Origin of the sequence: Streptomyces sp. CA2R106 (assembly GCF_037034245.1) — a bacterium.
Classification (GTDB): Bacteria; Actinomycetota; Actinomycetes; order Streptomycetales; family Streptomycetaceae; genus Actinacidiphila.
In genome coordinates, this window is the sequence record NZ_JBAGKC010000004.1 from 181,631 (window position 1) to 201,327 (window position 19,697).

Below are 19,697 nucleotides of genomic sequence, written 5' to 3' on the forward strand. Positions count from 1 at the left end.
GTCATGGGCGTGTCCGCCGGCCCGTTCGTCGGCGGCGGCCGCGTTCGGCAGCCCGGTCCTCGGTTCTTCCTGGTCGCTCATCTGCTCTTCCCCCGATGGTCGGACGGTTCTTCCACGGGCCCGGCGGGCCGTACGTCGCTGTCCTCGATGATCTCGCCGGTCGCCGTGTTCACCGCGGGCCCGCCGGGCGCGGCGGCGGCCAGCGTGGCGACGACCGTCTCGGCCGTGACGCGGCCGATCCCCGGCACCTCGCAGATCTCCGCCACGGTCGCCGCCCGCAGCCGCTTCAGCGAGCCGAAGTGCTTGAGCAGGGCCTGCCTGCGGGTGGCGCCGAGCCCGGGCACGGTGTCCAGGGCGCCGGCCTTCATCGACTTGGAGCGCTTGCTGCGCTGGTAGGCGATGGCGAAGCGGTGCGCCTCGTCGCGCACCCGCTGGAGCAGGTACAGGCCCTCGCTGGTGCGCGGCAGGATCACCGGGTCGTCCTCGCCCGGCAGCCACACCTCCTCCAGCCGCTTGGCCAGCCCGCAGACCGCCACGTCGTCTATGCCGAGCTCGGCCAGGGCCCGGCTCGCGGCGGCGACCTGCGGCCGGCCGCCGTCGACCACGACCAGCTGCGGCGGATAGGCGAACTTGCGGGGGCGGCCGGTGTCCGGGTCGATCGGCCCGTCGACCGGCCCCGAGCCGCCCTCGTCCGCGGCCTCGGCGCCCTCGAACGCCGGCCCGTCCCCCAGCGGCCCGCCCCCGTCCGCCGCGGCGGCCGGTCCGTCCTCCTCATGCTCCTCCCACTCGCTGGTGCGCTGCTTCTCCTGGAGGTAGCGGCGGAACCGGCGGGTGATCACCTCGTGCATGGACCGGACGTCGTCCTGCCCGGCGAACGTCTTGATCTGGAAGCGGCGGTACTCGCTCTTGCGGGCGAGGCCGTCCTCGAAGACCACCATGGACGCGACCACGTCGTCGCCCTGGAGGTGGCTGATGTCGTAGCACTCGATCCGCAGCGGAGCGGTGTCGAGGTCGAGGGCGGTGGCGATCTCCTCCAGTGCGCGGGAGCGGGTGGTCAGGTCCGAGGCGCGCTTGGTCTTGTGCAGGGCCAGCGCCTGCTGCGCGTTGCGCTGCACGGTGGCCATCAGGTCCTTCTTGTCGCCGCGCTGCGGCACCCGCAGGCTGACGTGCGAGCCGCGCCGCTCGGCCAGCCACTGCGCCACCGGCTCGGTCGGCTCGGGCAGCGCGGGGACCAGCACCTCCTTGGGTACGCCGCCGCTGCCGCCGGACTGCTCGGCGTCGCCCAGCTCGTCGCCGTACAGCTGCTGGAGCGCGTGCTCGACCAGGCCCGCGGTGTCGACCGCCTCGACCTTGTCGGTGACCCAGCCGCGCTGCCCGCGCACCCGGCCGCCGCGGACGTGGAAGATCTGTACGGCCGCTTCGAGTTCGTCCTCGGCGACGGCGATCAGGTCGGCGTCGGTGGCGTCGGCGAGCACCACCGCGTTCTTCTCCATGGCGCGGCGCAGCGCCTCGATGTCGTCGCGCAGCCGGGCCGCCTGCTCGTACTCCATGGCGGCGGCCGCGTCCTTCATGCGCTGCTCCAGCCGGCGCAGGTAGGTGCCGGTGTGGCCGGCCATGAAGTCGCTGAACTCCTCGGCGAGTTCGCGGTGGTCCTGCGGGCTGATCCGGCCGACGCAGGGCGCGGAGCACTTGCCGATGTAGCCGAGCAGGCAGGGCCGGCCGATCTGCGCGGAGCGCTTGAACACCCCGGCGGAGCAGGTGCGGACCGGGAAGACCCGCAGCAGCAGGTCGACGGTCTCGCGGATCGCCCAGGCGTGGGCGTACGGCCCGAAGTAGCGCACGCCCCTGCGCTTGGGCCCGCGCATCACCTGGACCCGCGGGAACTCCTCGTTCATCGTCACCGCGAGCGAGGGGTAGCTCTTGTCGTCGCGGTACTTGACGTTGAACCGCGGGTCGAACTCCTTGATCCAGGAGTACTCCAGCTGGAGCGCCTCGACCTCGGTGGAGACCACCGTCCACTCCACGGAGGCAGCGGTGGTGACCATGGTGGCCGTGCGGTGGTGCAGGTGGGTGATGTCCTGGAAGTACGACGACAGGCGCTGGCGCAGGCTTTTCGCCTTGCCGACGTAGATCACCCGGCGGTGCTCGTCCCGGAACTTGTAGACCCCTGGGGAGTCGGGGATCTCGCCCGGCTTCGGTCGGTAGCTGCTGGGGTCTGCCATGCCTTCCACCCTACTGTCGGGGCCTGACGGTCCCGGGACGATCCGGACGCGTGGGGAGGTCAGGCCCCGGGGCCTGCGGTCAGGCGGCCGCCGGCCGCCTTGACGTCGACGGCCGGCAGGGCCTTGTCGGCCGGGCCGCGCACCACGGCGCCGGTCTCGGCGTTGAACTCGCTGCCGTGGCAGGGGCAGGACGCGGTGGTGCCGTCCACCGTGTCGAGCACGCAGCCCTGGTGGGTGCAGACCGCGCTGAACGCCTTGAAGGTGCCCTTGCTCGGCTGCGACACCAGCACCTTGTCCTCGCGGTAGAGCTTGGCGCCGCCGACCGGCACCGCGGTGGCGGCGCCGAGGTCCACCTGCTTGGTCGGCCCGTCCGCGGAGTCGCTCTTCTTGCCGCCGCAGGCGCTGAGGCCGACCTCGGCGGCGCCGACGGCGCCGGCCAGGGCCGCGCCGCGGAGAACGGTCCTGCGGGTGGCGGGCAGTTCGGTGGACATGGGGTGCTCCAGGTGCGGGATGTGGCCGGTCTTGCGGTCGGTACCTTACGGCCCGCCGCCGGGCGCCCACGCCACGGCATGCCGTGCGCGCCCGACCGGGTCCATCCGCCGGTGGTCCTACGCCTTGGCGGCCCGCTTGCGGGGCGCCGCGGTCTTCTTGGCGGGGGTGGTCTTCGCCGCCGCTGTCTTCGCCGCGGCGGTCTTCTTCGCCGGGGCGCGCTTGCGCGGCGCCGGCACGGCCGCGTCGCTGACCGCTTCCGGACTGAGGATGTCCCGCAGGAACTTGCCGGTGTGGCTGGCCGGGACGCCCGCGATCTGCTCCGGGGTGCCCTCGGCGACCACCAGCCCGCCGCCGCTGCCGCCCTCGGGGCCCATGTCCACCACCCAGTCGGCGGTCTTGATCACATCGAGGTTGTGCTCGATGACGATCACGGTGTTGCCCTTGTCGACCAGCCCGGAGAGCACCTTGATCAGCTTGCTGATGTCCTCGAAGTGCAGGCCGGTGGTCGGCTCGTCGAGGACGTAGACGGTGCTGCCGGTGGCACGCCGCTGCAACTCGGAGGCGAGCTTGACCCGTTGGGCCTCGCCGCCGGAGAGTGTCGGCGCGGGCTGGCCGAGCCGGACGTATCCGAGGCCGACTTCGTTGAGTGTGCGCAGGTGGCGGGCGATGGCGGGCACCGCCTCGAAGAAGTCGAGCGCCTCCTCGATCGGCATGTCCAGCACCTCGGCGATGGACTTGCCCTTGTAGTGCACCTCGAGGGTCTCCCGGTTGTAGCGCGCACCGTGGCAGACCTCGCACGGTACGTACACGTCCGGGAGGAAGTTCATCTCGATCTTGATGGTGCCGTCGCCCGAGCAGTTCTCGCAGCGGCCGCCCTTGACGTTGAAGGAGAAGCGGCCGGGCAGATAGCCGCGGACCTTCGCCTCCATCGTCTCGGCGAAGAGCTTGCGGACGTTGTCGAAGACGCCGGTGTACGTGGCCGGGTTGGACCGCGGGGTGCGGCCGATCGGCGACTGGTCGACGTGCACCACCTTGTCCACCAGGTCGTCGCCGTCCACCCGGGTGTGGCGGCCGGGGACGCTGCGCGCGCCGTTCAGCTCGCGGGCGAGGTGGGTGTACAGGATGTCGTTGACCAGGGTGGACTTGCCGGAGCCGGAGACGCCGGTGACCGCGGTGAGCACGCCCAGCGGGAAGGACACGTCGATGTCCTGGAGGTTGTGCTCGCGGGCGCCGTGCACGGTCAGCCGCCGGGAGCGGTCGATCGGGCGGCGCAGCTCCGGGGTCGGGATGGAGCGCTTGCCGGAGAGGTACTGGCCGGTCAGCGACTCGTCGTTGGCCAGCAGCTCCTTCAGGGAGCCGGAGTGGACGACCTTGCCGCCGTGCTCGCCGGCGCCGGGGCCGATGTCCACCACCCAGTCGGCGGTCTTGATGGTGTCCTCGTCGTGCTCGACGACGATCAGGGTGTTGCCCAGGTCGCGCAGCCGGACCAGGGTCTCGATCAGCCGGTGGTTGTCGCGCTGGTGCAGGCCGATGGACGGCTCGTCCAGGACGTAGAGCACGCCGACCAGGCCGGAGCCGATCTGGGTGGCCAGCCTGATCCGCTGGGCCTCGCCGCCGGACAGGGTGCCCGCGGCGCGGTTGAGCGAGAGGTAGTCCAGGCCGACGTCGACCAGGAAGCGCAGCCGCTCGTTGACCTCCTTGAGGACGCGCTCGGCGATCTTCCGGTCCCGGGCGGCGAGCTTCATCCCGGCCAGGAAGTCGGCGCAGTCGCTGATCGACATCGCGGCGACGTCGGCGATCGACTTGTCCTGCACGGTGACGGCCAGCACGATCGGCTTCAGCCGCCGGCCCTGGCAGGTGGGGCAGGGCACCGCCCGCATGTACCCCTCGAAGCGCTCGCGGCTGGAGTCGCTCTCCGACTCGTTGTGCCGGCGGCGGACGTAGGGGATCACGCCCTCGAAGTGCGTGGTGTAGGAGCGCTCGCGGCCGAAGCGGGTCTTGTACGCCACCCGGACCTCGGACTTGTGCCCGTGGAGCAGCGCCTTCTTGGCGCGGGCGGGCAGCCCGGCGTACGGGATGTCGGTGCGGAAGCCGAGCTCCTCGGCGAGGCTCTGCACCAGCTTGTCGAAGTACCCCTTGGACATGCCGCCGGACCAGGGCGACAGGGCGCCCTCGTCGAGCGACTTCTGGTCGTCGGGGACGATCAACTCGGGGTCGATCTCCATCCGGGAGCCGATGCCGGTGCAGTCCGGGCAGGCGCCGAAGGGCGAGTTGAAGGAGAAGGAGCGCGGCTCCAGCTCCTCGAACGACAGGTCGTCGTACGGGCAGTAGAGGTGCTCGGAGAACATCCGCTCGCGCTGCGGGTCGTCCTCGGGCAGGTCGACGAAGTCGAGGACGACCATGCCGCCGGACAGTCCCAGCGCGGTCTCCACGGAGTCGGTGAGGCGGCGCTTGGCGCTGTCCTTGACGGTGAGGCGGTCGACGACCACCTCGACGGTGTGCTTCTCCTGCTTCTTCAGCTTCGGCGGGTCGGTGAGCTGGATGGTGGCGCCGTCGACCCGGGCCCGGCTGTAGCCCTTGGTCTGGAGGTCGGAGAAGAGCTCGACGAACTCGCCCTTGCGCTCGCGCACCAGCGGGGAGAGCACCTGGAAGCGGCTGCCCTCCTCCAGCTCCAGCACCCGGTCCACGATCGCCTGCGGGGACTGCCGCGCGATCGGGCGGCCGCACTGCGGGCAGTGCGGCTTGCCGATCCGGGCGAAGAGCAGCCGGAGGTAGTCGTAGACCTCGGTGATGGTGCCGACGGTCGAGCGGGGGTTGCGGGAGGTGGACTTCTGGTCGATCGAGACGGCCGGGGACAGGCCCTCGATGAAGTCCACGTCGGGCTTGTCCATCTGCCCGAGGAACTGCCTGGCGTAGGACGAGAGCGACTCGACGTACCGGCGCTGGCCCTCCGCGAAGATGGTGTCGAAAGCGAGCGAGGACTTCCCGGAACCGGACAGGCCGGTGAAGACGATCAGCGAGTCCCGGGGCAGGTCCAGCGAGACGTTCCGGAGATTGTGCTCGCGAGCGCCGCGGACGGTGAGTCGGTCGGCCACGCCAGTGCACCTTTCCGTAGGAGGGGTGATGAACAGTCTGCTACCCCCCGAAAAGCGTAAACGGGGAGCGGCCAGCTTTTCTTCCAGTCGGACCTCTTGCCGGCCCTGGCGCCGCCGTCGGTCCCGGCCGCGGCGACATCTACGACCCTATAGCACGTGCATTCGATTTCCGGGCTTCCGCTACCCGTTTCACCCGATCGTGTGGCGCCCGCGGCCCCGTTGCCGCAGGCCCTACGCTGGTGCCCATGGCGTATACGGGAGAGGTCACGGTCGGCGGCAAGCCCGACGTGCACGAACTGGAAGACCTGATCATCACGAAGATCGCGGTCGGCCCCATGAACAACAACGCGTACCTGCTGCGCAGCCGGGCCACCGGCGAGCAGCTGCTCATCGACGCGGCCGACGACGCGGGGGCCCTGCTGGAGGCCGTCGGCTCCGATGGTCTCACCTCCGTGGTCACCACCCACCAGCACGGCGACCACTGGCAGGCGCTCCAGGACGTGGTGACGGCCACCGGCGCGGCCACGTACGCCGGGCGCGAGGACGCCCCGGGCATCCCCGTCCCCACCGGCACCCTGCTCGACGACGGCGACACCATCCCGCTGGGCCCGCTGCGCCTGACCGTCCGGCACCTGGTGGGCCACACCCCGGGCAGCATCGCGGTGATCTACGACGATCCGCACGGCCACCCGCACGTGTTCACCGGCGACTGCCTGTTCCCCGGCGGCGTGGGCAACACGCACGACGACCCGGCCGCCTTCACCAGCCTGCTGGACGGAGTGTCGGCGAAGCTCTTCGACGCGCTCCCGGACGAGACCTGGGTCTACCCCGGCCACGGCAGCGACACGACCATCGGCGCCGAGCGCCCGCACCTCGCGGAGTGGCGCGAGCGCGGCTGGTAGGCAGCGCCGGGCACTCTCATCGCGGCCGGGGCCCCGTCAGGTACGGGCCCCGGCCGCGCCGCTCAGCGCCCCCGGCGCATCCGCGCGCCGATCTCGCCCTCGTCCGTCTCCCACCAGGGGCGGGTGGTCGCCGGCACCTCGGCCGCCGCCGCGGCCACGGGAGCGGCGGAGGCAGCGGCACCAGTGGGAGGGGCCGCCTGCGGGATCTCGGGCGCCGCCACGGGCGCGGGCGCGGTCCGCGCGGCCTCGCGGTCCAGGGCCGCGTCGAGCGCCGCGGTCCGGTCCCGCTCGGCCCGCCACCACTCCAGGAACACCAGCAGCAGGAACGGCAGCCCGACGAGTTCGGCCAGCGCCAGCATGAGGCCGCCGCCGAGCATCTGGTCCCGCCGCACCGACGGCCCCCAGTCGCGGCCGTGCGCGTGGTACCAGTTCCCGGCCACGAGGGTGCCGCTGGTCATCACGACGATCCCCGGCACCGAGTCGAAGAGCCCGTCGAGGAAGACCAGCAGCGCGCGCACCGGGTGGCTGCACCAGCGCGGCAGCATCTCCTGGCGGCTGAGCATCGGCAGCACGAACAGGCAGCCGGTGAGCAGCAGTTGCAGGTGCATCAGCTGCCGTACCGCGTCGTTCGCCAGCGAGTGCGCGAAGTACGGCGTGAAGTAGATGGTCAGTTCGGAGACGAGCACCAGCACCGAGCTGATCAGCGGGTAGGTCAGCGCGCGCACCGGGCGGGAGGAGAACGCGCGGTGCAGCCGCCCGCCGGGGGCGGCCAGGCCGATCGGGTCGCCGAGCGCGAGGCCGAGCGGCGCGAACAGGTCGAGCAGGATGTTCTGCACCGCGGCCGGCCAGAACAGCACCCGGTTGTAGACCGCCAGCGCCGACATGGTCGCGAAGACCACGGTGCCCAGGCCGAAGACGTAGAACAGCGCGGCCCGCCACAGCGGCCAGCGGCCGCCGGACGCGAGCCTGCGCCGTACGCCGTAGCCGTATGCCAGGGCGAGCAGGAGGACGGCGGCCAGCGCGACGCCGTCGAGGTGCCAGGTGCCGAGGAAGCGGCTCCCGGTCAGCTCGGGCAGTGCCTGGAAGCCGGGTGCGGCTGCCGTGGTCGCCACATCTGCGCCTTTCGCGGGGTCCGGGACCGACGCTGACACGCTAGTCCCCGGCCGGACGCGGCCCGACGCAGGGGGGCGGGTGCGGGCGGCTGTGTCGCGGCTTCCGCAGCCCGCCCCGAGGGCTGCGGCAGGGGCCCGTCAGAGGTCCGGGCCGCGTTCGCGGACCTGCCGACGCGTGTCCCGTCCGCCCTGGTCAGCGCCACTGTCGACGGGACCCTGACGGGACTGCTCCCCCACGGTCAGCGCCCCCGCCGGGACCCCTCGGCGGCCGGCGAGCAGGCTCGTGGCGGTCGTCACCGCGAGCACCGCCAGGATCACCCCCAGGGAGACGGGGACGGAGATCTGCGGCACGTGCACCCCGGTTTCGTGCAGGGCGTGCAGCAGCAGCTTGACGCCGATGAAGCCCAGGATCAGAGACAGCCCGTACGACAGGTGCACCAGGCGCCTGAGCAGCCCGCCGATGAGGAAGTACAGCTGGCGCAGGCCCATGAGTGCGAAGGCGTTGGCGGTGAAGACGATGTACGGGTCCTGGGTGAGGCCGAAGATCGCCGGGATCGAGTCGAGCGCGAAGAGCACGTCGGTGCTGCCGATGGCGAGCATCACCACGAGCATCGGGGTCATCAGCCGCTGCCCGTCCTCGGTGACGAACAGCAGCGTGCCGTGGTAGCGGCTGGTCGACGGAACGCGCCTGCGCACCGCCCTGAGCAGCTTGTTCTCCTCGAACTCCCCCTCACCCGCGGGCGGTCCCTCCATCGCCTCCCGGACCAGCTTCCAGGCGGTCCACACCAGGAAGGCGCCGAAGACGAAGAACACCCAGGAGAAGGCGGCCACGATCGTCGCGCCCGCCGCGATGAACACCGCGCGCAGCAGCAGCGCGATGAGCACGCCGACCAGCAGGACCCGCTGCTGGTAGGGCGAGGGCACCGAGAACCTCGCCATGATCAGCACGAAGACGAAGAGGTTGTCGACGCTGAGCGCCTTCTCGGTGACGTAGCCGGCCAGGAACTCCCCGGCCGGGGCGGCGCCGCCGAGGAGCAGCAGCCCGACGCCGAACAGCGCGGCGAGCACGACCCAGACCGCGGTCCAGACCCCGGCCTCGCGGACGGACACGTCATGGGGGGTGCGGCCGATGAGGAAGTCGGCGCCGATGAGGGCGATCAGCCCGGCGATGGTGAGCGACCAGACGGTGAGGGAAACATCCACGGGGGTCTCTCTCCGGCGGTCTCGGTCGGTCAAGCGACCTTACCCGAATCGCCAAGAGACGGTAAAGACCGCCGCCGGGGCGAGGCCGCGCCCCGCCCCGCCCCGCCGGGCACCGTCACATGCCGTACGCCGGGCGCGCCGCCGCCAGCTTGTGCAGCACCTGCGCCACCACCTGGCTGCCCGGCGGCACCAGCGCCGGTTCGTACGTCCACGCGTGGCCCACCCACGGGTCGGCGAGGTGGTCGCTGGGCAGCGGGGTCAGCCGCAGCATCGAGCGCCACAGCGGGTCCAGCACCGGCCCGTACGCGGAGGCGTCGTCCCGGTCGGCGACCAGCAGCAGGTGGACGCCCGCGGCGGGCCCCTCGTCGGCGAGGTAGCGCAGCTGGTTGACCGCCCGGTCGTCGAAGCCGTACGGGAACTCGTTGACGATCAGGAGCTGCTCGGCCTGGTCGAAGCCGGGCGGCAGGGCGTCGGCCGCGCCGCCGCGCATGGCCATGTGGAGCAGGTCGACCCGCGCGGTGAGGCGGCCGAGCACCTCGCTGACGCCCGCGGCGCCCGCGGCCGGCGGCGGCAGCACCAGGGCGCCGCCGGCGTACAGCGGGGCGAGCGCGCCCGAGGCCGAACCGGCCGGGTCCAGCGCCTGCATCGCGAAGCCGCCGGCCGGGTGGCAGGCGGTCAGCCGGGCGGCGATCGCCACGGCGACCTCCAGCGCCTTCCCGCGGTCCTCGGCGCTGTCGACCCACAGGCCGCGCTCCAGCGGCAGCCGGACCAGCAGCGGGATGTCCAACTCGGGCGCCTCGGGCACGGTCAGGCCACCGAGCCGCACCGCGATCGCCGGGCGGCGCGGCACCTCGTAGGCGTGCCAGGCCGGGTTCTCCCAGCCGGCGAAGGCGGGCGGCAGCGCGGGATCGACCACCTCGGCCTCGGCGGCGAGCTGGGCGAGGTCGCGGTCGAGGACCGCCCGCGCCTGGTCGATCAGCGCGACCCGCTTGGTCATCGCCTGGTCCCGGGCGGCCTCGGCCTGCGCGCCGCCGCGGGTGCGCGGATCGGCCAGGAGCGCGTCCAACTCCTGGTCGTAGCGGGACTGCGCGAAGTCCTCCGCGCTGCGGTAGGCGGCGACGGTACGGGCCAGGTCCTCGAACATGCCCCAGATCTGGTTGTGCAGCCGCTCCTCCATGCTCCAGCCGCCCGCGTCCCCGGCGACGGGGGCGGGCGGGCCGGTGGGAGCGGCGGCCGGGGCGGGCTGTGCGGCCGGGGCGGAGGCCGCGGGCGGCTGCGGCGGAGCCGGGGACGCGGGGGCCTGGGCGTCCTGGGCATCTTGGGCGGCCGTACGGCGGCGCGGGTGGCGGTAGTCGACCGGGCCGGACCGCGCGGGCTCACCGGGCGCACCGGGCGCCGGGACGGCCGCCGGGGCGGCGGGCGGTACGGGGGCGTCCACCGAACGGGACTGCTCGCGGTCGACCGCCTCATGGATCTCGTCCGCGACGGTACGGGCGTCGGGCACACCCTGGTCGAGCAGCAGCGCGGGCAGCCCGCCGTCGTACCCCTGGCCGACCGCGCGGACCTTCCACGCGCCCTGCCGCCGGTACAGCTCCACGGCGAGCAGGGCCGTCTCGCTGCCGAGGCCGGTGAGGGTGCAGCCGGCGATGGCGGTGCCGTCGGGGGTGGTGACGGCCACGTGCGGGGCGGGCGCGGCACCGAAGTTCGCCGGGGCGCCGACCCGGCCGGCCGGCAGGGCCAGCAGGATGTGCACTCGGTGCACCTGCTGCGGCATGGCGCCCAGGTCCACGGCGAGGCGGTGCTCGGCGGCGGCCTGCCGCGGCACCTCCACGCCGGGCAACTGCGGCGCGCCGGGGTGGGCCAGCCACTCCCGGCCGGCGGTGGCGTCGGCGCCGTCCGGCCCGACGGCGCGGCCGTGCTCGTCCCCCAGGGTGACCGCGGCCACCACCGGGGTCCCTGCCGACACCCGGATCTCCAGCCGGTTGCCGGGCAGCGGGTGGTTCTGCCCCCGGACCAGTTCGGCCGTCATGCCAGCCGCCCCCTGCTTTTCGTTGTCGTGCCGGTCGTCCGCGCACCGCGGCCCGGTGCTCCGGGGCGCGGCGCGCGGTGTTGCGCCTAGAGGGCGGGAAGGATCGCCGGGATCAGGTCCTGGAACGTCCGGCCGTTCGCCGCGGTGCCGATCGCGGTCATCGACCAGCCGCTCGCGCCGCGCTGCACCTTGGCCATGATCTGCGCGGTGTACGGGCCGCCGCCGGTGAGGGTGTAGCGGGCCAGCTCCTGGCCGTTGGTCTCGTCCACCAGGCGGCAGAACGCGTTCTGCACCTCGGCGAAGGTCTGGCCGGTGAAGGAGTTCACGGTGAAGACGATCTGGTCGACGTGCACCGGGACCCGCTGGAGGTCGACGATGATCGACTCGTCGTCGCCGCCCTGGCCCGCGCCGCCGACGAGATTGTCGCCGGTGTGCCGGACCGAGCCGTCGTCGCTGGTCAGGTGGCGGAAGAACACCACGTCGACCGGCTGCTTGTCGGCGAAGAGGACCGCGGAGGCGTCGAGGTCGATCTCACGGGTGCGGCTGCCGAACAGGCCCCGGCGCGGCGCGGCCTGCCAGCCCAGCCCCATCCTGACCGCGGTCAGCGTCCCCCCGTCAGCCTTGCTCAGGCTGATCTTCTGCCCCTTGGTCATGTTGACCGTCACGCGCTGTCCCCTCTCGCCCGTTGTGTTCGTATCGGTTGGTCCGCGGCTCTGGCACGGAAAGTCGTGTCCGCACCCTAACAAGACGCCGCCGGACCGTATCCCGGTTCGTCGCCGTGGGATTCCGTTTGCCCGCCGGCGCCGCTGCGGCACAACACGGGTGGCCGGGGCCGGTGTTGCCGCGGTTACGCGATCCCCGCCTCCCGCATCTGCCGCAGCTCCTTCTTCAGGTCGCCGAGCTCGTCCCGCAGGCGGGCGGCGACCTCGAACTTCAACTCGCCGGCCGCGGTGTGCATCTGCTCGGTCAGCTCGGCGATGAGGTCGGCCAGTTCCTCGGCGGGCAGGGCGGCCGCCGTCCGCTTCCCGCCGGACTTCGCCCCCAGCGCCGGCACCGGCGCCTTGCCGCGCGAGCGCTGCCGCCCGGAGCCGAGCAGCTCCTGGGTGTCGGCCTCCTCCCGGGCGTAGGCATCCAGGATGCCGGCGATCTTCTTGCGCAGCGGCTGCGGGTCGATGCCGCGCTCGGTGTTGTACGCGATCTGCTTCTCCCGGCGGCGGTTGGTCTCGTCGATCGCCTTCTCCATCGCCGGGGTGATCCGGTCGGCGTACATGTGCACCTGGCCGGAGACGTTGCGGGCGGCGCGGCCGATGGTCTGGATCAGGGAGGTGCCCGAGCGCAGGAAGCCCTCCTTGTCCGCGTCGAGGATCGCCACCAGCGACACCTCGGGCAGGTCCAGGCCCTCCCGCAGCAGGTTGATGCCGACCAGGACGTCGAACTCGCCGGCCCGCAGCTCCTGGAGCAGCTCCATCCGGCGCAGGGTGTCGATGTCGCTGTGCAGGTACCGCACCTGCACGCCCAGCTCCAGCAGGTAGTCGGTGAGGTCCTCGGCCATCTTCTTGGTGAGGGTGGTGACCAGGACCCGCTCGTCCTTCTCGGCGCGCACCCGGATCTCGTGCACCAGGTCGTCGATCTGGCCCTCGGTGGGCTTGACCACGACCTCGGGGTCGATCAGCCCGGTCGGCCGGATGATCTGCTCCACCACGCCGTCGCCGCGGGAGAGTTCGTACGGCCCCGGGGTCGCCGACAGGTAGACCTTCTGGCCGACCCGGGTCAGGAACTCCTCCCACTTCAGCGGGCGGTTGTCCAGCGCGGAGGGCAGCCGGAAGCCGTGGTCGACGAGGGTGCGCTTGCGGGACGCGTCGCCTTCGTACATCGCGCCGATCTGCGGCACCGTGTTGTGCGACTCGTCGACGACCAGCAGGAAGTCCTCGGGGAAGTAGTCGATGAGGGTGTCCGGCGCGGAGCCGGGGCCGCGGCCGTCGATGTGCCGCGAGTAGTTCTCGATGCCGGAGCAGGTGCCGATCTGGCGCATCATCTCGATGTCGTAGGTGGTGCGCATCCGCAGCCGCTGGGCCTCGAGGAGCTTGCCCTGCCTCTCCAGCAGGGCGAGCTGGTCGGCGAGCTCCGCCTCGATCCCGGCGATGGCCCGCTCCATCCGCTCGGGTCCCGCCACGTAGTGCGTCGCGGGGAAGACGTACACCTGCTCGTCCTCGGTGATCACCTCGCCGGTGAGCGGGTGCAGGGTGTACAGCGCCTCGATCTCGTCGCCGAACATCTCGATGCGGACCGCGAGCTGTTCGTAGACCGGGAAGATCTCGACGGTGTCGCCGCGGACCCGGAAGGTGCCGCGGGTGAACGCCAGGTCGTTGCGCGTGTACTGGATGTCGACGAACTTGCGCAGCAGCTGGTCGCGGTCGATCACGTCGCCGACCTTGAGCCGGACCATGCGGTCGATGTACTCCTGCGGGGTGCCCAGGCCGTAGATGCAGGAGACGGAGGCGACCACGACGACGTCCCGGCGGGTGAGCAGCGAGTTCGTCGCCGAGTGGCGCAGCCGCTCCACCTCCTCGTTGATCGACGAGTCCTTCTCGATGTAGGTGTCCGTCTGCGGGACGTACGCCTCCGGCTGGTAGTAGTCGTAGTAGGAGACGAAGTACTCGACCGCGTTGTTCGGCAGGAGCTCGCGGAACTCGTTGGCGAGCTGGGCGGCCAGCGTCTTGTTCGGCGCCATCACCAGGGTGGGGCGCTGGAGCCGCTCGATCATCCACGCGGTGGTCGCCGACTTGCCCGTGCCGGTCGCGCCGAGCAGCACCACGTCCTGCTCGCCGGCGCGGATACGGCGTTCGAGGTCGTCGATCGCCGCCGGCTGGTCGCCGCTGGGCTGGTAGGGACTGACGACCTCGAAAGGCGCCACAGTGCGTTCGATGTCTGAAACGGGCCGCATGACACCACCGTACGGCTCCCCTGTGACAATCGGCGCCGCGCTCGCCCCGGCCCACCCTGCGGACCGCTTCTGACCTGCGGTTTCGCGGCGGCAGGGGGCGTTCGGGGGGCGTTGTCGGACCCCGGGTCTACCGTGGTGGGCATGGACGAGGTGGCGTGGGTGGTGAAGGAGACGGCGGTGGGGCCGCTGATGGCCGCGTGCAGCGGTCAGGGGCTGGTGCTGGTGGCGTTCCGGGCCGGTCCGCGGACGGTGGCGCGGCAGGTGGCCGCGCTGGAGCGGCGGCTGGGGTGCCCGGTGGTGGAGGACCCGGTGCGCGCCGCGCCGGTCTCCGAGCAGCTGGACGCGTACTTCGCGGGGGAGCTGAGGCGGTTCGACCTGCCGCTGGACTGGTCGCTGACCGCGGGGTTCAACCGGCGGGTGCTGCGCGAGCTGGCCACGGGCGTGCCGTACGGGACGGTGGTGGGGTATCAGCACCTGGCCGACCGGGTCGGCGAGCCGGGCGCGGCCCGGGCGGTCGGCGCGGCGATGGGCGCGAACCCGCTGCCGGTGGTCGTGCCCTGCCACCGGGTGGTGGAGAGCGGCGGCGGGATAGGCGGCTTCGGCGGCGGTCTGGAGATCAAGCGGACGCTGCTGGCGCTGGAGGGGGTGCTCCCGGCCCCGCTGTTCTGACGGGGCTCCGGTGTTCCCAGGGAACGGGCCGCGCCGCTGCTCTGGCCGGTCGGCGCCGGCGCGCTACTCCCCGGAGGTGCGCGGGTCGGGGATCTGGGGGTGCCCGGCGGCCCGGGGCAGCTCGGCCGGCGCGGGCGCGGGCGCGTCCGCCCCGGTCCCGCCGCCGGCCTCGGCCGTACGCTCCGGCTCGCCCGTTGCGCTCTCGGCCTTCGTGCCGTCGCTGCCGGCGGCCTCGCCGGTGCCGGCCGCCGCCCGGTCGAAGAAGCGCAGCATCTCCACCGGGAACGGCATGACGAGCGTGGAGTTCTTCTCCGCGGCGACCTCCACCACGGTCTGCAGCAGCCGCAGTTGCAGGGCGGAGGGGTTGGCGTCCATGGTCTTCGCGGCCTGGGAGAGCTTCTGCGACGCCTGGAGTTCGCCGTCGGCGGTGATGATGCGGGCCCGCCGCTCCCGGTCTGCCTCGGCCTGCCGGGCCATGGACCGCTTCATGGACTCCGGCAGCGCCACGTCCTTGATCTCGACCCGGTCGATGTGCACGCCCCACCCGGTGGCGGGGGTGGCCAGCATCAGCTCCAGGCCCTCGTGCAGGCGCTCCCGGCCGGAGAGCAGGTCGTCCAGCTCGCTCTTGCCGATGATGGACCGCAGCGAGGTCTGCGCGACCTGGAGCATCGCGAACTGGTAGTTCTGCACGTCCACGGTGGCCCGGACCGGGTCGACCACCCGGAAGTACAGCACCGCGTCGACCCGTACCGACACGTTGTCGCGGGTGATGCCGTCCTGCGCGGGCACCGGCAGCGTGATGACCTGCATGTTGACCTTCGTCATACGGTCCACGAAGGGCACCAGCATCCGCGGGCCGGGCTGCTTCGGCAGGGCGCTGACCCGGCCGAAGCGGTAGACCACCCCGCGTTCGTACTGCTTGACCACCTTGACGCTGCTCTTCAGACCGATCAGGCCGACAACGACGAGGATGATCACGAGGACGACGACGGCTTCCATGCCCGGGCCCCTTCTCGAGGTCGGTTCGCGGGTCAGTTCGCGTCGAAGCGGGCAGCTGCCAGGTAGTCGGGGCGCGGGTCGAGCGCGGCGGCGAGCCGGAAGTGTCGCTGGGCTTCGGCGGAGCGGTTGGCGCGCTCCAGGGTACGGGCCAGCGCGAAGTGTGCGAAGGCGTTGTCCGGTTCCCGTTCCAGAACAATCTGGAACTCCAGCTCGGCCGGGCGCAGTTGGGCCGCGGCGAAGAACGCGCGGGCCCGCAGCAGCCGGGCCGCGGTGTTCTCCGGGTGCGCGGCGACCAGGGGGTCGAGCAGCTTGACGGCGCCGCGCGGGTCGCGGGCGGAGAGCAGTTGCTCCGCGGCGCGGTAGTCGATGACAAAGGTTTCCGGGGACCGCTCGTGCAAGGCCGCCTCCCTGGAACTCGGGCACGGGGACGACTGATCGTCTGGACAGACATACCCAACACGACCGGCGGCAACCGCATTCCCGGTCCGGCCGGCCCCTGCGCGGCCCCGCCCTCGGCCCGCCCCGGGGTGCTGCTACTCCCCCGCCGCGGCCGCCCGTGCCCGCAGTTGCTCCCACACCTTCCGCACCTGCGGTTCGAGGTCCGCCAGCGGGCCGTCGTTGTCGATGACGAGGTCCGCGATGGCCAGCCGTTCCTCCCGTGCGGCCTGCGCGGCCATCCGGGAGCGGGCTTCCGGCTCGGCCATGCCACGCTGCCGTACCAGCCGGTCGAGTTGGGTGGCGGGGGCGGCGTCCACGACGACGATCAGGTCGTAGCGCGGGGCGAGGCCGTTCTCGGTGAGCAGGGGCACGTCGTGCACCACGATCGCGTCCGGCCCGGCGGCCTGCTGGAGTGCGGCGGAGCGCTCGGCGACCAGCGGGTGCACGATCGCGTTGAGCGCCTTGAGGCGGTCGGCGTCGGCGAAGACGATCGCGCCGAGCCTGGGGCGGTCCAGGGCGCCGTCGGCGCGCAGCACGTCCGGCCCGAACTCCGCGACGACGGCGGCCAGTCCGGGGGTGCCCGGCTCCACCACCTCGCGGGCGATACGGTCGGCGTCCACCACTGTCGCGCCGTACGACCCCAGCAGCCGGGTCACTTCGCTCTTGCCGGCACCGATGCCGCCGGTCAGCCCCACGTTCAGCATGGCAGCAGCCTAGGGCCTGCCGTTCGGCAGGCCCCGGCGGGTCCGGCGGGGCGGTGCGGGCGCCCCGACGGGGTGTCAGCGGGCGTCAGCGGCCGTCGTCTTCGCGGTCGGCGAGGAACCGCTCGAACTCGGCGGCCAGGTCGTCCGCGGTGGGCAGGTCGACCGGCTCGGCGATCAGGCTCTCCCGGCTCTGCGAGCCGGTCACCGCGTCGTACTGGCTCTCCAGGCCCCGCACGACGGAGACGAGTTCGCTGTCGCCCTCGGCGACCTGGCGGTCGATCTCGACGCGGACGGTGTGGGCCTCGCGGCGCAGCGCGTGCGCGACGTCGGGCAGCACCAGGCCGGTGGCGCCGGTGACGGCCTCCAGGACGGCGAGCGCGGCGTCCGGGTAGGGCGAGCGCGCCAGGTAGTGCGGCACGTGGGCGGCGACGCCCAGGACGTCCCGTCCGGCCTCGGCGAGCCGCAGCTCGACCAGGCTGGCGGCGCTGCCGGGGACCTGCGCCTCCTCGAACCAGGCGCGGTGGCCGGGCACCAGGTCCACCCGGTTGCCGTGCGGGGTCAGGCCGACCGGGCGGGTGTGCGGGACGCCCATCGGGATGCCGTGGAAGTTGATGGCCAGGCGCACCCCGAGCCGCTCGACGACCTGGAGCACGGCGGCGCTGAAGCGCTCCCACTCCACGTCCGGTTCGGAGCCGGTGAGCAGCAGGAACGGCGTGCCGGTGGTGTCCCGCACCAGGTACAGGTCGATGCAGGGCGCTTCGTACGACGACCAGTGGTCGCTTTCGAAGGTCATCAGGGGGCGGCGGGCCCGGTAGTCGACCAGCCGGTCGGCGTCGAAGCGCACGACGAGCTGGTTGTCGAGCCGGTCCAGCAGGTGCTGGGCGATCTGCTGGCCGGTCTCGCCGGCGTCCATGTACCCCTCGAAGTAGTAGAGCAGGACGGGTCCGGTGTCGCCGACCGCTTCGTCAACGGCTTCGGCACCGCCCGGTACGTACTCGTAAAGCCCCTGCGGATCGGCCACGGTGATCGTCCTCCCTTGCTCCTCGTGAGCGACAACGAACCGTATCCGCCCGCCATTCCCGCCCGCGCGCCCCGAACCCGTTTTCCGGCCGGTGCACAGGTGTTCACCCCGGGTGTCCGCCCGGCGGAAAGGCGGTGGGCCCGCCCCTCTCCGAGGAGAGGAACGGGCCCACCGGGGAACCTGGAGCGGGGAGCGTCAGCTCTGGCCGCCCGCCAGCTTCTCGCGCAGCGCGGCGAGCGCCTCGTCGGAGGCGAGGGCGCCGCTGTTGTCGTCGGACTCCGAGGAGTACGAACCGCCACCGCCGCCGCCGGAGGCCGCCGCCTGGGAGGCGGAGCCGGCCTCGGCCGCCGCCTGCTCGTCGGCCTCGCGGGACTTGATGACCTGCGCCTGGTGCTGCTCGAAGCGGGCCTGGGCCGTGGCGTACTGGCCCTCCCACTCCTCGCGCTGCTTGTCGTACCCCTCGAGCCAGTCGTTGGTCTCGGGGTCGAAGCCCTCGGGGTAGATGTAGTTGCCCTGGTCGTCGTAGGACGCGGCCATGCCGTACAGGGTCGGGTCGAACTCGACCGAGGCCGGGTCGGCACCGAAGGACTCGTTGGCCTGCTTGAGGGACAGCGAGATCCGGCGGCGCTCCAGGTCGATGTCGATGACCTTGACGAAGATCTCGTCGTTGACCTGGACGACCTGCTCGGGGATCTCCACGTGGCGCTCGGCCAGCTCGGAGATGTGCACCAGGCCCTCGATGCCCTCGTCCACGCGGACGAACGCACCGAACGGAACGAGCTTGGTGACCTTGCCGGGCACGACCTGCCCGATCTGGTGGGTCCGGGCGAACTGCTGCCACGGGTCTTCCTGGGTCGCCTTCAGCGACAGGGAGACGCGCTCGCGGTCCATGTCGACGTCCAGGACCTCGACCGTGACCTCCTGGCCGACCTCGACGACCTCGGAGGGGTGGTCGATGTGCTTCCAGGACAGCTCGGAGACGTGCACCAGGCCGTCGACCCCGCCGAGGTCCACGAACGCACCGAAGTTGACGATCGAGGAGACGACGCCGGAGCGCACCTGGCCCTTCTGGAGGGTGGTGAGGAAGGTCTGGCGGACCTCGCTCTGGGTCTGCTCCAGCCAGGCACGGCGGGACAGGACCACGTTGTTGCGGTTCTTGTCCAGCTCGATGATCTTCGCCTCGAGCTCCTTGCCGACGTACGGCTGGAGGTCGCGGACCCGGCGCATCTCGACGAGCGACGCGGGCAGGAAGCCGCGCAGGCCGATGTCGAGGATGAGGCCGCCCTTGACGACCTCGATGACGGTACCGGTGACGATGCCGTCCTCTTCCTTGATCTTCTCGATGGTGCCCCAGGCACGCTCGTACTGGGCGCGCTTCTTCGAGAGGATCAGGCGGCCTTCCTTGTCCTCCTTCTGGAGGACCAGGGCCTCGATCTCGTCGCCGACGGCAACGACCTCGTTGGGGTCGACGTCGTGCTTGATCGACAGCTCGCGGGAGGGGATGACGCCCTCGGTCTTGTAACCGATGTCGAGCAGGACCTCGTCCCGGTCGACCTTCACGATGACGCCGTCGACGATGTCGCCGTCGTTGAAGTACTTGATCGTCTCGTCGATCGCGGCGAGGAAGGCTTCCTCGTTGCCAATGTCGTTGACCGCCACCTGCGGGGTGGTACGAGGGGCCTCGGTGCTGCTCGTCATTAGGGAAAGGACTCCGGTACGGACAGTAAGTCGTAGGTACTGCTACGCCGGGAACCTTTTTCAAGCTGTCGCCCCCACCATGTGAGGGCCCGTGGCCGCGGGGCCGAGGGTTCTGCAACAGTTCGAGCGTGGCCTGCTCCGTCTGAGGCGCGCAGGCTCGCAGCGCAAC

Annotated in this window: 15 protein-coding genes; 2 read left to right on the forward strand and 13 right to left on the reverse strand. The window is 72.1% G+C overall.

The annotated features are described in order from the left end of the window. Positions 1 to 77: 77 nt before the first annotated feature. The 3 genes from uvrC to uvrA form a co-directional block, all read right to left on the reverse strand. On the reverse strand, positions 78 to 2,222 hold the full coding sequence (gene uvrC / locus WA788_RS08590; protein ID WP_335973538.1) for an excinuclease ABC subunit UvrC: 2,145 nt from the start codon (positions 2,220 to 2,222) through the stop codon (positions 78 to 80). Positions 2,223 to 2,281: 59 nt separating this feature from the next. Continuing rightward, entirely contained in the window at positions 2,282 to 2,713 is a 432-nt protein-coding gene (locus WA788_RS08595; protein ID WP_335973541.1) for a Rieske (2Fe-2S) protein, read from the reverse strand. A 117-nt stretch (positions 2,714 to 2,830) separates the two neighbouring features. Then, the gene (gene uvrA, locus WA788_RS08600; protein ID WP_335973546.1) at positions 2,831 to 5,809 is read right to left on the reverse strand and encodes an excinuclease ABC subunit UvrA; all 2,979 of its coding nucleotides are present in this window, start codon (positions 5,807 to 5,809) and stop codon (positions 2,831 to 2,833) included. Positions 5,810 to 6,054: 245 nt separating this feature from the next. Between uvrA and WA788_RS08605 the strand changes: the two genes are divergently transcribed. Next, on the forward strand, positions 6,055 to 6,711 hold the full coding sequence (locus WA788_RS08605) for an MBL fold metallo-hydrolase (RefSeq protein WP_335973549.1): 657 nt from the start codon (positions 6,055 to 6,057) through the stop codon (positions 6,709 to 6,711). A gap of 62 nt (positions 6,712 to 6,773) precedes the next feature. On the opposite strand, the gene WA788_RS08610 is transcribed toward WA788_RS08605, so the two are convergent. The 5 genes from WA788_RS08610 to uvrB all read right to left on the reverse strand — a co-directional run bounded on the left by WA788_RS08610 (position 6,774) and on the right by uvrB (position 13,999). Next, positions 6,774 to 7,823 (reverse strand): cytochrome c oxidase assembly protein, encoded by a 1,050-nt coding sequence (locus WA788_RS08610; RefSeq protein WP_335973551.1) that lies wholly within the window; start codon positions 7,821 to 7,823, stop codon positions 6,774 to 6,776. Positions 7,824 to 7,961: 138 nt separating this feature from the next. Next, positions 7,962 to 9,026, reverse strand: coding sequence for a TerC family protein (locus WA788_RS08615; RefSeq protein ID WP_335973554.1), 1,065 nt, complete (start codon positions 9,024 to 9,026; stop codon positions 7,962 to 7,964). Positions 9,027 to 9,141: 115 nt separating this feature from the next. After that, entirely contained in the window at positions 9,142 to 11,055 is a 1,914-nt protein-coding gene (locus WA788_RS08620; protein ID WP_335973556.1) for a TerD family protein, read from the reverse strand. 86 nt (positions 11,056 to 11,141) lie between these two features. Then, complete coding sequence (locus WA788_RS08625) at positions 11,142 to 11,720, reverse strand: TerD family protein (protein WP_335973561.1); 579 nt, start codon at positions 11,718 to 11,720, stop codon at positions 11,142 to 11,144. A 182-nt stretch (positions 11,721 to 11,902) separates the two neighbouring features. Continuing rightward, on the reverse strand, positions 11,903 to 13,999 hold the full coding sequence (gene uvrB, locus WA788_RS08630; RefSeq protein ID WP_335973564.1) for an excinuclease ABC subunit UvrB: 2,097 nt from the start codon (positions 13,997 to 13,999) through the stop codon (positions 11,903 to 11,905). Positions 14,000 to 14,140: 141 nt separating this feature from the next. Here uvrB and WA788_RS08635 point away from each other — a divergent pair, with 141 nt between their 5' ends. After that, complete coding sequence (locus tag WA788_RS08635; RefSeq protein ID WP_335973568.1) at positions 14,141 to 14,668, forward strand: methylated-DNA--[protein]-cysteine S-methyltransferase; 528 nt, start codon at positions 14,141 to 14,143, stop codon at positions 14,666 to 14,668. A 63-nt stretch (positions 14,669 to 14,731) separates the two neighbouring features. On the opposite strand, the gene WA788_RS08640 is transcribed toward WA788_RS08635, so the two are convergent. The 5 genes from WA788_RS08640 to rpsA all read right to left on the reverse strand — a co-directional run bounded on the left by WA788_RS08640 (position 14,732) and on the right by rpsA (position 19,528). Further along, on the reverse strand, positions 14,732 to 15,667 hold the full coding sequence (locus tag WA788_RS08640; protein ID WP_335973572.1) for a slipin family protein: 936 nt from the start codon (positions 15,665 to 15,667) through the stop codon (positions 14,732 to 14,734). A 32-nt stretch (positions 15,668 to 15,699) separates the two neighbouring features. Next, positions 15,700 to 16,065 carry a tetratricopeptide repeat protein gene (locus tag WA788_RS08645; protein ID WP_335973576.1) on the reverse strand — a complete coding sequence of 122 codons (366 nt, stop codon included), beginning with the start codon at positions 16,063 to 16,065 and terminating at the stop codon, positions 15,700 to 15,702. Positions 16,066 to 16,200: 135 nt separating this feature from the next. Further along, complete coding sequence (gene coaE / locus WA788_RS08650) at positions 16,201 to 16,809, reverse strand: dephospho-CoA kinase (protein WP_335973580.1); 609 nt, start codon at positions 16,807 to 16,809, stop codon at positions 16,201 to 16,203. An 85-nt stretch (positions 16,810 to 16,894) separates the two neighbouring features. Next, positions 16,895 to 17,830 carry a PAC2 family protein gene (locus WA788_RS08655; protein ID WP_335973584.1) on the reverse strand — a complete coding sequence of 312 codons (936 nt, stop codon included), beginning with the start codon at positions 17,828 to 17,830 and terminating at the stop codon, positions 16,895 to 16,897. A gap of 195 nt (positions 17,831 to 18,025) precedes the next feature. Continuing rightward, a complete protein-coding gene (rpsA, locus tag WA788_RS08660; RefSeq protein WP_335973589.1) occupies positions 18,026 to 19,528 on the reverse strand; it encodes a 30S ribosomal protein S1 in 1,503 nt (500 codons plus the stop codon). Between the last annotated feature and the right edge of the window lie 169 nt (positions 19,529 to 19,697).

What these genes read in the sequence shown, in the direction of transcription:
- WA788_RS08640 (WP_335973572.1), bottom strand. Translation starts at nt 15,667, where the DNA reads ATGGAAGCCGTCGTCGTCCTCGTGATCATCCTCGTCGTTGTCGGCCTG.
- WA788_RS08605 (WP_335973549.1), top strand. Translation starts at nt 6,055, where the DNA reads ATGGCGTATACGGGAGAGGTCACGGTCGGCGGCAAGCCCGACGTGCAC.
- WA788_RS08595 (WP_335973541.1), bottom strand. Translation starts at nt 2,713, where the DNA reads ATGTCCACCGAACTGCCCGCCACCCGCAGGACCGTTCTCCGCGGCGCG.
- coaE (WP_335973580.1), bottom strand. Translation starts at nt 16,809, where the DNA reads ATGCTGAACGTGGGGCTGACCGGCGGCATCGGTGCCGGCAAGAGCGAA.
- WA788_RS08635 (WP_335973568.1), top strand. Translation starts at nt 14,141, where the DNA reads ATGGACGAGGTGGCGTGGGTGGTGAAGGAGACGGCGGTGGGGCCGCTG.
- rpsA (WP_335973589.1), bottom strand. Translation starts at nt 19,528, where the DNA reads ATGACGAGCAGCACCGAGGCCCCTCGTACCACCCCGCAGGTGGCGGTC.
- uvrB (WP_335973564.1), bottom strand. Translation starts at nt 13,999, where the DNA reads ATGCGGCCCGTTTCAGACATCGAACGCACTGTGGCGCCTTTCGAGGTC.
- WA788_RS08620 (WP_335973556.1), bottom strand. Translation starts at nt 11,055, where the DNA reads ATGACGGCCGAACTGGTCCGGGGGCAGAACCACCCGCTGCCCGGCAAC.
- uvrC (WP_335973538.1), bottom strand. Translation starts at nt 2,222, where the DNA reads ATGGCAGACCCCAGCAGCTACCGACCGAAGCCGGGCGAGATCCCCGAC.